Raw genomic sequence first — 13,232 nt, 5'->3', positions numbered from 1 at the left:
ACAAAATGCAACCGCTCTGGGTCAGGCCTCTCGAGAGGAATGGTGGCCGGTGATCAGCCAGCGACCCTCGATCTGCTCGAAGGTGAAGAGGAAGCGCGCAGGGACACTGATGACCTGCTCACCTTCCCGATAGTGAAAGACATAGAGCCCGCCGACGACCACGGTGCCGAGCGTACTGCTGACCCTTTTCTTGAAGATCTGCACATCGCACACCAGCCCTTCGTTGGCGAGGAAGTTGCGAAAGTATTGCCGCCGGCTGTCTTCGCAATCACGGACTTCGTTGGAAAGGGTGGGCACCAGGATGGCGTCGGGTGCATAGAGGGCGAGAATGGCTTCCACCTCGCGGGTGGCCACAGTCGCGGCCCAGGTATGCAGGGCGGCCTTGGCCCCGGCAAGGCAGGCGATTTCTTCATTGGAGCGGACAGGCGCGTAGCCAGGCGTCGCGACGGACATGGCGTTATCCTCAGGCGAAAGTTCAATTGTTATAATATAACATATCGCCTGGAGCAGGTGAGCTGCACGGACACATCGTTGGGGGATGACGCCAGTTCGTGGCGTCTAGGTCAGGGCAAGGCAAGGTCGCCGTCGGCTGCCGGCGACGGAAGGGGAAGGCGAATCAGCGATTTTCGATCTTCGAGCGCAGCGGGATCTCTTCGCGCGAATCCGTGTCGCTCACCGGTTGACCCACCATCTCTTCATAGACCGCTGGCTGGGCGATGAACAGGCGAACATCCTTGACGTCGTCGAGGATACGCCGGGCTTCTTCCACCGAGGCCACGTGCAGGGTCGCGCCCTTGTCGTCGGCGACCGGTACCGAGGTGCCGTCCACCAGCGCATGGATGACATAGGAGCCACCTTCCATGGACACCAGATTGACTTCCTTGACCGCGCCGGCCTTGATCTGCTGATTCAGCTCTTTGACATTCATCGAGAAACCTCGGTTATCACGCTAAGGAGCCCTGCGTGACGGCAGGGACAGGTATGGATTCGAGGTGGGAGCGGGGCTGGGAGTTCCGGGGTGGCGGTCTCCTGGGTGCGTCCCGCTGCCCTTGTCAGTACCCCGTCATCTCCAGATAGCCCACCCCCTTGGCGCTGCCCTCCACCCTGACCGGTCCCTCCCAGTAGGGCGTACCCAGGGCCATCCAGGCATCGGGGTTGATCGCCGCGATGCGCAGGTCGAGCTGCTGCCCCGGCAGGCTGATGGACCAGCGTACCGGCACCTCGCGTCCGGCTACCTTGTGGGTGGACTCCGGTGCCAGGCGGATATCGCCGGGATGCAGGGGTTGGTTGTGGCCATCGGCGGCGATCAGGTTACCGAACAGATAATGCTGGCCGTCGGCCTGGCGCAGGCGATAGAGCATCAGCTGGCGACCGTCGTCGAGGTGCAAGGAAAACCAGTCCCAGCCTAGTTGATCGGCAGCCAGATGCTGGCTGCTCCATTCGCGATCCAGCCAGGCGAGACCCTTGACCGGCACGCGCCGGCCCTCGATCTGTAGTTCGCCCTGGGCCTGGAAGAAGGGCTGGCTGTAGTAGTAGGACGCCTGGCCGCTGGCGGATTTACGACTCACCCCGCCTTCGCCCTGGAGCACCAGTGGACCGGTGGCGGCGAGATCCAGCCGATAGGCGAAACCCGGCCCCTTAGCCTGGACCTCGGCCCGCCCGGTCAGGTCGCCGCTCAGCCGCCAGTCGTCGATCCAGGCGGAAAAGGGGGCGGCCGTCACCCCGGCCTGGCCAATGCCGCCGCGACCCTGGGTCTGGACGGAGAACTGGCGGGTTTCGCTGGTGAGCCCGGCATGGCCCAGCCAAAGGTTGCCATTGCCCCAGCCGGGCTGGTCGGCGCCGGGGCGCAGGGCATTGCGGAACAGCGTCCACTGCACGCCGTACTGATGGCCCTCGGCATCGCTGAGGTTGGCGGTGACGTACCACCACTCGATGCGAAAATCCGGATGGGGACCGTGATCGGCGGGAAAGCTGAACACCTTGCCCGGTACCACGGAGGCGAAGTCTTCGCTGCCCTGGCCGAGGCCGGCGAAGCCCTCGGATGCCGGCTGCTTGTCGCAACCGGTGAGCAGCAGGAGTGCGACCAGCAGGGCCCTAGCGTTCATTGCCGAGTTCTCGCAGCAGATCCAGTGGTTGACTGCGCTGCAGCCGCAACAACGGCCAGGCGGCCGCCAGGAGGGTCGCCAGCAGGGCAATGGCAGAAAGCGCCAGCAGTTGACTTGGGAAGACCTGCAGGGGCAGTCGCCAGCCGAAGGCCTGGACGTTCACTACCGCCACCAGGCACCAGGCCAGCAGGATGCCCAGGGGAATGGCGAGGGCCAGGGTGAGAAGGGCAAGCCCCAATAGTTGCCCCAGGCTGAGCAGGATCAGTCGTGGACGCTCGATGCCCAGCGCCCAGAGCGGCGCGAGCTGGCCCAGACGCCGCTGCGCCTGGCCGAGCAGGGCGATGAAGAGGGCGAGGCCGGCCACCGCCAGGGTCAGAGCGTTGAGCGCCGCGGTGGCGCTGAAGGTGCGCTCGAAGACTTGATCGGCATAGCGACGCAACTGCCCCTGGTCGATGGAATGGCTGGTATCCAGCCCGAAGCGCTGCTGCAGCTCGCTACGCAAGGCCTCTACCTGTGGGGGCGCCATGCGAACGACGATGCGCACCAGGGTGGCCTCCGGCCACAGCGCCCGCAGCTGTGCCTGGGACAGCAGCACATGACCGCGCGGATTGCCATAGTCGGCGTAGGTGGCCAATATCGGGGCGGACCAGCGACCTTGGCTCCCCTGCAGCTCCACCCGCTGGCCCTTGACCACGCCCAGGCGGCGGGCCAGTTGCTCGCTGAGCATCAGGCCGTCGCCGGCGAAGAAGGGCGTCCAGGCCTCGCCACCGGCATCCAGCGGCGGCCAGTGTCGACGATAGAGATCAGCGTCCAGGATACCGCTCAGGGTGGACGGCTGGCCTTGAATGCCCGTCTCCAGTTCGTACACCGGCAGCACCGCGCCCACGCTGGGTTGCCGGGGCAGCCAGTCGAGCAGGGCCGCTGCCTGGGTAGCATCCTGCGGACGCAAGTAGAGTTCGGCGGCCAGGCGCTGGTCGAGCCAGCCATCGAAGGTGCGGCGAAAACCCTCGGTCATGCTGCCGGCGCCGACATTGGCCGCCAGGGCCAGCAGCAGCGCCATCAGCGCCTGGGATAGCCCGGGCAGTTGCTGCCGGGCGTCGGCCAGGAACCAGCGCGAAAGGGGACGCCTCGCTCGCTTCAGCAAGAGATCCAGCAGTGCGCTCAGCAGCGGCGGCAGCGCCAGGGCAGCAGCCAGCAACAGGCAGCCGAGCAGGGCCAGGCCGCTGGCCAGGCTGTTGCCGCCCAGCCACAGGACCAGCGCTGCCAGGCCCACCAGCAGGGCGCCCAAGGCCTGGCGCCTGAGCCAGCGGCCATGGGCGGCGCGCCAGGCTTCGCCCTGGGCCAGGGCCAGCAGCGGCAGCCGCGCCGCGCGCCAGAGGCCATCGGCACCGGCCAGCAGGGCGCCGCCCAAGCTGAGGCCGAGTCCGGCCAGCCACCAGGCCGAGCTCAGGGTCAGGCTGCCGGCGACCTCGGCGCCATAGAGGCCGCGCAAGCTGGCCGCCACATCGGGCAACAGCAGCGCGGCCAGGGCATAACCGCTGGCCACGCCCAGGGCACCGGCCACCAGGGCGATCAACGCCAGTTCCAGGGTCAGCGCCAGCACCAGGGTCGCGGCCGAGAGGCCACAGGCGCGCAGAGTACGCAGCAGGGCACGGCGTTGTTCCAGCGCCAGACCGGTGGCGGCATGGACGATGAACAGGCCGACGGCAAAGGCCAGCAGGCCAAGCGCCAGCAGATTGAGGTGGAAGCTGTCCGTCAGACGAGCCAGCTCGGCGCCCTGGTCGTTTTCCACCCGGTGCAGGTCGACGCCGGCTAAGGTGGGCAGCGCGCGCTGAAAGGTCTTAGGCAGGATCAGCCGGGAGAGCTGGTCCGGTGCGTCCAGCAGGCGCTGGGCCTGGCCGATGTCCAGTACCAGGGTACCGGGCGCCAGGCCGGGCCGGGGTTGCAGTGGTGGCAGCGGCAGGCCGTCGGCGCGGTGTAGCACCTGGCCCGCCTGGAGCTGCCATTCACGCAGCGTCTCCGGCGCGATCCAGGTGGTCCCGGCCGGACTGAGGAAGTCGTACAGGGCCGTGGGCGAGGCACCGGCCGCCACCCCCTGGTCACTGGGCAGGCTGACCGGCTCGATGCCCAGCAACGGCAGGGTGCCCTCGCGCTCCGCCAGGGTCAGGCGACCCTGCAGGACGGGCGACACCGGCCAGCCCTGCCGGCGCAACTCGACGAACAGCGCCTGGGTGAAGCGCTTGCCGTCGCGGGCCTCCAGACTCGACTGGTCGGCACCGAAGAGCGCGCTGGCCTGGGCATAGCTCTGGCGGGCCTGGGCATTGAGCGCCAGCACCCCGATCAGCAGTGCCGTCGCCAGCCACAGGCCGGCGATCAGGCCGGCGAGTTGCAGGGGATGCCGCCGCCAGTGGCTGACCAGGCTGTGCAGACTCCAGAAGAGCAGCCTCATGGCCGAGCCACGGCTGCGCCGCCAAGGCGTCCGCGTTCCAGCTGCAGGGTGCGATCGAGATGGCTGGCGATGCGCGCGCTGTGGGTCACCATCAGCAGACTGCTGCCGGTCTCGGCCACCAGCTCCAGCAGCAGCGCCAGGGCCTGGTCGCCGCTGGCTTCGTCGAGATTGCCGGTGGGTTCATCGGCCAGCAGCAGGGGCGGCCGGGAGGCGAGGGCGCGACCCAGGGCCACGCGTTGCTGCTGGCCGCCGGAAAGCTGCTCCGGATAGCGCTCCAGCAGGGCGGCCAGCCCCAGGCGTTCGGCGAGTTCGGTTTGCCAGCGCGGATCATGACGGCCGGCCAGCCGCGCCTGGAAGGCGAGATTGTCGGCCACCGTCAGGCTGGCGATGAGGTTGAATTGCTGGAAGATCAGCCCGATGCCCTCGCGGCGCCAGGCAGCCAGGGCACCTTCGTTGAGGCTGGAGAGCGCTTGGCCAGCGGCCTGGATGTGGCCCTGGTCAGGCCGGTCGAGTCCGGCGACCAGGTGCAGCAGGGTGCTCTTGCCACTGCCGGATTCGCCCATGAGCGCCAGACTCGCGCCCCGTGCCAGGCTGAGGTCCACACCGCGCAGGACCGGCAGCGGGCCCTGGGGCGTTGGATAACTCTTGTGCAGATCGGTGATGGTCAGCATCGCGCCTCCAGCGCCGGTCGTGGTCTGCAATCGACCGGGCGAGGGCGGCGACGTTCAGCGCGGCTAGCGGCGTCTGGTCTTGTCCTTGCCGGTCTTCTCGTCTTCCTCGCGCTGCAGGCGCTCGCACTTGCGCACCATGGTGAGGTAGTACACGGCGCTGCCGGCGAACAGGATGACGGGCAGCGCCAGGGACATCTGCAGCAGGCTGCCGGGGAAGGCACTGGGCACCCAGTGGTGATAGAGCAGAATGCCGATCGCCAGCAGCACCGAGTACAGCAGGCCGTAGCCACCGGCCTTGCGCGATTCGCGGGCGAGGTCGAGGGGCGGGCGATTCAGATCGTTGGGCTCGAACATGGAGGTCTCTGACAGGCACTGAAGAAGGCGCTAGTTTAGCGCCTGGACGCCTGGCGGTCGCCACTGCTCGGGCGCCCCGGACAAGACGTCGCAGGGGCTGCCCGCCGCTCGTTCACGCGATGTTCAGGCAGACATAAGCTTGAAATCTTATCCTTTGCAGCCATTTAGAGGCCTGGCGATGGCAAGCGAGCAGGTCTCCTTGTAAGCTCGATCAGTTATTTGAACGCGCACAATGCGCACGGATAAGGAATCAACATGAAACAGTATCGGTTGGCAGCAGCGGTGGCCCTGGTGGGTCTGGTTCTGAGCGGCTGCGACTCCAAGCCCAAGGTCGAGCTGGAAAGCCCGGCCCAGAAGGCGTCCTACGGCATCGGCCTGAACATGGGCAAGAGCCTGGCCCAGGAAGGCATCGACGACCTGGATCCCAAGGCCGTCGCCCTGGGTATCGAGGATGCGGTAGGCAAGAAGGATCAGAAGCTGACCGATCAGCAGCTCACCGAAGCCTTCGCCGCCCTGCAGAAGCGTGCTGAAGAGAAGATGACCAAGGTCAGTGAGGACAACGCCAAGGCCGGCAAGAAGTTTCTCGAAGAGAACGGCAAGAAGCCTGGCGTGATCACCACCGCCTCCGGCCTGCAGTATGAAGTGGTCAAGAAGGCCGACGGCCCGCAGCCCAAGCCCACCGATGTGGTCACCGTGCACTACGAGGGCAAGCTGGTCGACGGCACCGTGTTCGATAGCTCCATCAAGCGTGGCACCCCGATCGACCTGCCGGTCAACGGCGTGATCCCGGGCTGGGTCGAGGCGCTGCAGCTGATGCACGTCGGTGAGAAAATCAAGCTGTACATCCCCTCCGAGCTGGCCTACGGCGCCCAGAGCCCGAGCCCGGCGATCCCGGCCAACTCCGTGCTGGTGTTCGACCTGGAACTGCTCGGCATCAAGGACGCCGCTGCCGCGGACGCCGAAGACGCCCCGGCTGCTCCGGCTGCCGATGCTCCGGCCGCTGCCGAAAAGGCCCCGGCCAAGAAGTAACGGGTTCTCGCTCCGCCAAACGCCCTGCTCGCAGGGCGTTTTACATGGTGCCGGGGAAACCCTGGGACATTGGTGCGATCCAAACCCTGGTGTGCGACGCCCTGTGCCCTGCAGGTCCGCACCTATCGTCCTTACCCGCTCGAGGTGTCCATGAAGCCGCCGAAGAACTTTGATCGCTACCTTGGTATCGCCCAGCGGCTGCTGATCCGCGGCCGGCTGCCAGCCCTGTTGCTGGGGGTCGCGCGCAAGACCAGCAAGCGGGGGCTCAAGCTCGGCGAGGCGCGCGATACCCTGAGCCTGTTCCATCAACTGCTGCTGGCCTGGTGGCGTGGCCAATACCGCGGGATCAGCCGCAAGACGCTGCTGACCGTGGCGGGCGGCCTGGTCTACTTCCTCCTGCCCATCGACCTCATTCCCGATTGGGTACCCATGTTCGGTCTGCTCGACGACCTCGCCGTCCTGGCCTGGATCGGCAAGGCCTGCAGCGATGAGCTGGACGGCTTCCGTGCCTGGCGTGATAACCGTACCGCGAGTCAGCAGGCGGCCCTGGCGGCCCTGCCTGACAAGCACGAGCGGCCGGCGGCAGGTGTCGCCCTCGATCAGCTGCGGGATTGAACGGCTTGAGCGTACGCATCAGTCGCCAGCACTGGCTGGCCCTGCTGGATGAACTGGAGAGCGCGCGGCGTAGCCGCAGCCTCCTGACCTATCGCTCGGTCATCGAACGGTTGGGATTGCCCCAGCCGGCGATGGTGACCCTGACCACGGCGCTGGAATACCTGGCCGCTCTCGATCGTCGCGAGGGTCGACCGCTGCGCAGTGCGCTGGTGGTCAGCCAGAGCGGTACCCGTATCCCCCGTGAGGGCTTCTTTGATTGCGCCCTGCGCCTGGGTGCGCTGGAAGGCTCGCCCCAGGTGACCGATGCCGTCAGCTGGCATGCGGCCGAGGTGACGCGGGTGTTCGAGCACCGCTATCCCGATCACCACCAGGAGTAGGCGTCAGGCGCGCATCAGGTGCAGGCTGTAGCCGGGCACCTGCTTCGCGTTGCGCTTGGCTTCCGAGGCGAGGCCGGCCAGGCCGCTGGCATCCACTCGCTTGCCGGCCTCCTTGTCCAGCTCCACGACCCCCAGTGACAGCGACAACAGCGGATACTCGCGACGGCGACCATCTCGGTCGTAGGCGAGAAAACAGCCAGCCTCCAGGTGCTCGCTGCGATAGAAGTACCGGCAGCGCTCCTGGAAGGCCGCCATCAGACCGTTCAGTCTTTTCCGCCAGTCCGCCGAACCCAGCACCACCAGGAAGTCGTCGCCGCCGATGTGGCCGACGAAATCCTGCTGCGGATCCAGGCGCTCGGAAAGCGTCTGCGCCAGGCAGAGCAGGACCTCGTCGCCCTTGGCGTAGCCATAGAGATCATTGAAGGGCTTGAAACCGTCGATGTCGACGTAGCACACCACGGCTTCGCGCTGCTGATCCAGCAAACGCGTGAGGCACTGCTGAATGGGCACATTACCGGGCAGCTGGGTGAGCGGGTTGGCATGCTTGGCCTGCTGAATGCGTTGCTCGGTGATCAGCCGCAAGACATCCATGACTCGACCGACCCCGACATAGCGGCCGCCTTCGGTGATGATGAAATCCTCTTCGATGCGCTGGCGGGCGCGGGTGGTGAGCAGGCGGCTGACCTGTTGCAGCGACTGGTTGGATTCGGTCGCCAGGAAGTCCTGGCTCATCAACCGGGCGATGGGCTTGCGGGCGAAAACCTCGTGGGCGAAGGGCTTGAGCAGCGCCGAACTCAGCTCGTGGTGATGGACGATGCCTACCGGGCGGTCGTCGTCATCCACCACCGCCAGGGTATTGAGGCTGGGTTGCAGACGAAAGCGCTCTAGCACCGCCGGGATCAGCATGTCCTGGCCTACGGCGACCTGTTCCACCCGGAGGCCGGCGACCGTGGTGGACTCCTCGGCGAGCTCCGAACTGCGGCTGACCATGACCGGCAACAGGGTCTGGATCTCCCGCGGTGGCGCGGCGGTGGGGCGGCCCAGCAGATAGCCCTGGACCAGGTCGACACCCATGCTGGCCAGGGTCGACAACTCTTCGTGGGTCTCGATGCCTTCGGCGATGACCTGGGCGCGGGAGGCTGCGGCCATCTTCAGGATGGAGCCGACGAATTCGCGCTTCACCGCATCGCGGTGGATGGATTCGATGAAATGCCGATCGATCTTGACGAAGTCCGGGCGCAATTCCGACCAGCGTCTGAGGCTGGAATAGCCGGCACCCAGATCGTCCAGAGCGATGGAAAAGCCCATGGCCCGGTAGTGATGCAGGGCGGTGGCCAGCAGCGCGAAGTCATCGATGGGCGCCTGCTCGGTCAGTTCGATGACCACCTGCGCGGGAGACAACCCCAGGCGCTGCAGCAACTTGAGGGTTTGGCCCGACTGGTGCGCCGGTTCCAGCAGGGTTTCCGGGCAGACGTTGAGAAACAGCAGACCATCCAGGGCCAGTTCGCGGAAGGTCAGGCAGGACTGCTGGCGCGCGGCGATTTCCAGTTCGGACAGGCGGCCGGCCTGACGGGCGGTGGCATAGAGGGGCAAGGGCGAGTGCAGCGGGGTGTTGGAGGCGCCGCGAATGAGGGCCTCATAGCCCAGGATGCGCCGCTCGCTCAACGAAACGATGGGTTGAAAGAGCGAATGCAACTCGCAGTTGGCGAGAATGCGATCCAACACCCCAGCCTGGTCGTTAAGCGTCATGGTAAGCCTGTAAGAACCCAGAAACGAAAATGCCCGGGGGTCGCACTTGGCGACCCCCGGGCATTTCACGACAGAGATGTGACGCTTTGATGTCAGCGCTTGGGCGGTGTCTGACTCAGGTCCAGATAGTCCAGCATTACATGACCGGACTCCATCAGGTAGGCGTCATCCTGCGGCTTGGTCTTGTCGTCGTCGATCGCGGGATTGTCCTCGTCGATCTTCTTCAACTCCTTGAGCGGGGCTTCGCCCTTCTCCTGGCGACGCTGGTTTTCCATGGCCAACTGGCGGTTGTCCAGGGCGGTCTGTGCGGCGCGCCGCTTCTGCTCGTTGAGGCTGACGGTGGTATCCGCCGCCAGTTCCTGGGCGAGCTTCAGCCGCTCGCGAGCGAAGATGAAGTCGGGATCCTTCTGCACCCGCACGTCATGCCGCTTGACCAGCTCCGGCAGATAGTTGGCGAAGGGGTTGCTCAGGCCGTTCACCGCCGGGGGGATGGTGTCCCAGGGCATGGAGTCGGGCAGGGCGCTTTCGCCGATCTGCTTGGTATCCACCACCGCTGGATAGTCGATGTCCGGCAGCACGCCCTGGTGCTGGGTGCTCTGACCGGAGACGCGGTAGAACTTGGCGATGGTCAGCTTCAGCTCGCCATGGTTGAGCGGCTGGATGGTCTGGACGGTGCCCTTGCCGAAGGTCTGGCCACCGACGATCAGCGCGCGGTGATAGTCCTGCATGGCACCGGCGAAGATCTCCGACGCCGAGGCGGACAACCGATTGACCAGCACGGTCAGGGGGCCCTTGTAGAAGGCACCGCCTTCGTCATCGGCCAGCACCTCGACCTTGCCGTCGCCATTGCGCACCAGCACGGTGGGCCCCTGGTCGATGAACAGACCGGTCAGCTCGGTGGCTTCCTGCAGCGAGCCACCGCCGTTGTTGCGCAGGTCCAGGACGATGCCGTCGACCTTTTCCTTCTGCAGCTCGCCGATGAGCTTCTTCACGTCACGCGTGGTGCTCTTGTAGTTCGGGTCGCCCGCGCGGTAGGCCTTGAAGTCCAGGTAGAAGGCCGGCACGTTGATCACCCCGAGCTTGTAGTGCTTGCCCTCGTGGGGAACGTCGATCACGTGCTTCTGGGCGGCCTGTTCCTCGAGCTTGACCGCTTCGCGGGTGATGGCGACCACCTTGGTCTTCTGGTCGTTCGGCGCGTTGCTCGCCGGAATGATCTCCAGCCGCACCTTGGAACCCTTGGGTCCGCGAATCAGCTTGACCACCTCGTCCAGACGCCAGCCGATGACATCGACCATCTCGCCATCGCCCTGGGCGACACCGACGATCTTGTCCGCCGGCGCGATCTGCTTGGACTTGTCGGCCGGGCCAGCCGGGACCAGGCGCAGGATCTGCACGTAGTCGTTGTCGTTCTGCAGTACCGCGCCGATGCCTTCGAGCGACAGGCTCATGTTGATGTCGAAGTTCTCGGCGCTTTCCGGCGAGAGGTACTGGGTGTGCGGGTCATAGGACTCAGCGAAGGCGTTGATATAGGCCTGGAAGACGTCTTCGCTGCGGGTCTGGTTGAGGCGTGCCAGCTGGTTCTTGTATCTCTTGGTCAACTGCTGCTGGATCTGCGGGTCGGTCTTGCCGGACAGCCGCAGGCGCAGGACCTCGTCCTTGAGCTTGCGATGCCAGAGATCGTCCAATGCGGCGGTGTCCGCCGGCCAGGCCGCCTTCTCGCGATTGGTGTTGAAGGATTCGTCGACAGTGAAGTCGAGCTTGCCGATACCGGCGTTGAGCAGACCCAGGCCGTAGTTCAGCCGCTCGGTCATGCGTTGGGCATAACGGCGGTAGATGGCGAAACCCGGTTCGAGATTGCCCTGCTTGAGGTAGTCGTCGAAACGGGTGCGCGCGGCGTCGAATTCGCGGATATCGGCGGCATTGAAATACAGCCGGCCGGGATCAAGCATCTTCAGATAGCTGTCGTAGATCTTGATCGACTGGGCATCGTTGAGCGGCGGCTTGCTGTAATGGTGGCGCTTGAGCAGCTCGACGATGTTGAGGCTGGCGATGACCTGGTCGCGGTCGGGTTGCAGTTTCTCGGCGCCTACCGGCGCGTTGGGCTTGGCGAAGAGGGGCGTTGCGCTGACGCCAAGCAGGACAACGAGGGCGGTACGGGACAAGAGCTGCTTCATGTGTATTCGACTAATGCACGGAAAGGAATAGGCTATAGGCCCTTCCCGGCCCGGGCGGTTCCGCGGCCTGGGGAAGTATGACGGGCGCTGACGAAAGTCGTCTGACGGCGGTCTGAAGGATAGCGACGATCGGAGGGGACGGCTGTGACAGCCCCGCGTCTTCCGGTCCGCTCGACTCCCGCAGAACCCGCCGGCGCAGGCGCTTTTCGTCAAAGCCTGAGCCACTATGGAGGCACCGTGAACGCATTGCAAGGTATCGAAGGGCAACTGGAATGGCAGTCACTGAGCGCTCGCGCTCTGGCGCCCGGGGAAATTCGCATCAAGGTGGCGGCCGCCGGTCTCAACCGCGCCGACCTGCTGCAATTGGCCGGCAACTATCCGCCGCCGCCCGGTGCGCCGGCCACCCTGGGCCTCGAATGCGCCGGGGTGGTCAGCGAGACCACCGCGGATTCGCGCTGGCAGGTCGGTGACCGCGTCTGCGCGCTGCTGGCCGGCGGTGGCATGGCCAGCGAGGTGGTGGTGGATGGACGCCAGGCAGCGTCCGTACCGGACGGCCTATCGCTGATCGAGGCGGCGGCGCTGCCCGAAGTCTGGGCGACCGCCTGGAGCAATCTGTTCGACCTGGCCGCGCTGCAGCCAGGGGAAAAGGTGCTGCTGCACGCTGGTGCCAGCGGCGTCGGCTCGGCCGCCATCCAGCTGTGCAAGGCCTTCGGCAATCCCTGCTGGGTCAGCGTCGGCTCCCAGGAGCGCCTGGCCCACTGCGAGCGCCTCGGCGCCGAGGGTGGGGTGCTGCGCAAGACCGATCTGGAAGGCCTGCGCGACTTCGCGCCCTTCCACGTAATCCTCGATCCGGTCGGGGCGAACTATGCGTCGCTCAACCTGGATCTGCTGGGCCAGGACGGGCGCTGGGTGCTGATCGGCCTCATGGGCGGCCGCCAGGCCGAGATGGATCTGGGCAAGGTGCTTGGCAAGCGCATCCGCATCATCGGCTCGACCCTGCGCAACCGCTCCGTGGAATTCAAGGCCAAGACCATGAGATCCCTGGAAGCCAAGGTCTGGCCACTGTTCGCCGAAGGCAAGCTGAACGTCAACCTGGAACGCCGCTTCACCGCCCAGAACGCCGAAGCCGCCTTTGCCGCCCTGGAAAGCAACGAGGTGAACGGCAAGGTGGTATTGGTGCTGGACGAAGGGTTGGAATAGTACCGGCAGGCGCCTATTGATCGCGGTCAGGGCGGTCCGCCGACGATTGGGCGTAGGTTGGGTTGAGCGCAGCGAAGCCCAACGGGTCTTGCTCGGAGCCGGCCATGTTGGGCTTCGACGATAAAGCCGTCTCAACCCAACCTACGAAAACATCGGCAACTAGTGGGATTGGCCGTAGGTTGGGTTGAGCGCAGCGAAGCCCAACGGGGTCTTGCTCGGAGCCGGCCATGTTGGGCTTCGACGATAAAGCCGTCTCAACCCAACCTACGAAAACATCGGCAACTAGTGGGAGTGGCCGTAGGTTGGGTTGAGCGCAGCGAAGCCCAACGGGGTCTTGCTCGGAGCCGGCGATGTTGGGCTTCGACGATAGAGCTGTCTCAACCCAACCTACGAAAACATCGGCAACTAGTGGGAGTGGCCGTAGATACCATCTCTCCCATCAATCACAACAGGTCCTCTAAAGGGCCTGTCGTGGTTGATAAGGTCGCTGCGTCTTGAGCACGCCATAG

Annotated in this window: 12 protein-coding genes; 4 read left to right on the top strand and 8 right to left on the bottom strand. The window is 65.6% G+C overall.

What is annotated here, in order from left to right:
• Positions 1-21: 21 nt before the first annotated feature.
• From AX284_RS02010 to AX284_RS01985, 6 genes are all read right to left on the bottom strand, one after another.
• Positions 22-453, bottom strand: coding sequence for a DUF4440 domain-containing protein (locus AX284_RS02010; protein ID WP_017642771.1), 432 nt, complete (start codon positions 451-453; stop codon positions 22-24).
• 163 nt (positions 454-616) lie between these two features.
• Positions 617-928 carry a DUF6482 family protein gene (locus AX284_RS02005; protein WP_017642772.1) on the bottom strand — a complete coding sequence of 104 codons (312 nt, stop codon included), beginning with the start codon at positions 926-928 and terminating at the stop codon, positions 617-619.
• 124 nt (positions 929-1,052) lie between these two features.
• The gene (locus AX284_RS02000) at positions 1,053-2,105 is read right to left on the bottom strand and encodes a lipocalin-like domain-containing protein (protein ID WP_068383307.1); all 1,053 of its coding nucleotides are present in this window, start codon (positions 2,103-2,105) and stop codon (positions 1,053-1,055) included.
• A complete protein-coding gene (locus tag AX284_RS01995) occupies positions 2,095-4,554 on the bottom strand; it encodes an FtsX-like permease family protein (RefSeq protein WP_068383305.1) in 2,460 nt (819 codons plus the stop codon). The genes AX284_RS02000 and AX284_RS01995 overlap by 11 nt, the downstream gene beginning before the upstream one ends.
• The gene (locus AX284_RS01990; RefSeq protein ID WP_017642775.1) at positions 4,551-5,225 is read right to left on the bottom strand and encodes an ABC transporter ATP-binding protein; all 675 of its coding nucleotides are present in this window, start codon (positions 5,223-5,225) and stop codon (positions 4,551-4,553) included. The genes AX284_RS01995 and AX284_RS01990 overlap by 4 nt, the downstream gene beginning before the upstream one ends.
• 63 nt (positions 5,226-5,288) lie before the next feature.
• Positions 5,289-5,579: a hypothetical protein gene (locus tag AX284_RS01985; protein WP_068383302.1), complete on the bottom strand. Its 291-nt coding sequence runs from the start codon at positions 5,577-5,579 to the stop codon at positions 5,289-5,291.
• Between the two features lie 255 nt (positions 5,580-5,834).
• On the opposite strand from AX284_RS01985, the gene AX284_RS01980 reads away from it, so the two are divergent.
• The 3 genes from AX284_RS01980 (at position 5,835) to AX284_RS01970 (ending at position 7,600) form a co-directional block, all read left to right on the top strand.
• The gene (locus tag AX284_RS01980) at positions 5,835-6,608 is read left to right on the top strand and encodes an FKBP-type peptidyl-prolyl cis-trans isomerase (protein WP_017642777.1); all 774 of its coding nucleotides are present in this window, start codon (positions 5,835-5,837) and stop codon (positions 6,606-6,608) included.
• A 150-nt stretch (positions 6,609-6,758) separates the two neighbouring features.
• On the top strand, positions 6,759-7,223 hold the full coding sequence (locus tag AX284_RS01975) for a YkvA family protein (protein WP_017642778.1): 465 nt from the start codon (positions 6,759-6,761) through the stop codon (positions 7,221-7,223).
• 5 nt (positions 7,224-7,228) lie between these two features.
• Complete coding sequence (locus AX284_RS01970) at positions 7,229-7,600, top strand: hypothetical protein (protein ID WP_064307163.1); 372 nt, start codon at positions 7,229-7,231, stop codon at positions 7,598-7,600.
• A 3-nt stretch (positions 7,601-7,603) separates the two neighbouring features.
• Here AX284_RS01970 and AX284_RS01965 read toward each other — a convergent pair whose 3' ends face one another.
• A complete protein-coding gene (locus AX284_RS01965) occupies positions 7,604-9,349 on the bottom strand; it encodes a bifunctional diguanylate cyclase/phosphodiesterase (protein WP_068383300.1) in 1,746 nt (581 codons plus the stop codon).
• Between the two features lie 92 nt (positions 9,350-9,441).
• Complete coding sequence (locus AX284_RS01960; protein ID WP_017642781.1) at positions 9,442-11,523, bottom strand: carboxy terminal-processing peptidase; 2,082 nt, start codon at positions 11,521-11,523, stop codon at positions 9,442-9,444.
• Between the two features lie 237 nt (positions 11,524-11,760).
• On the opposite strand from AX284_RS01960, the gene AX284_RS01955 reads away from it, so the two are divergent.
• On the top strand, positions 11,761-12,723 hold the full coding sequence (locus tag AX284_RS01955; RefSeq protein WP_026084048.1) for an NAD(P)H-quinone oxidoreductase: 963 nt from the start codon (positions 11,761-11,763) through the stop codon (positions 12,721-12,723).
• Positions 12,724-13,232 lie beyond the last annotated feature (509 nt).

This window comes from Pseudomonas sp. HUK17, assembly GCF_001566765.1.
The sequence above is the reverse complement of the archived record's forward strand: the minus strand, read 5'-3'. Positions and strand labels throughout refer to the sequence as shown.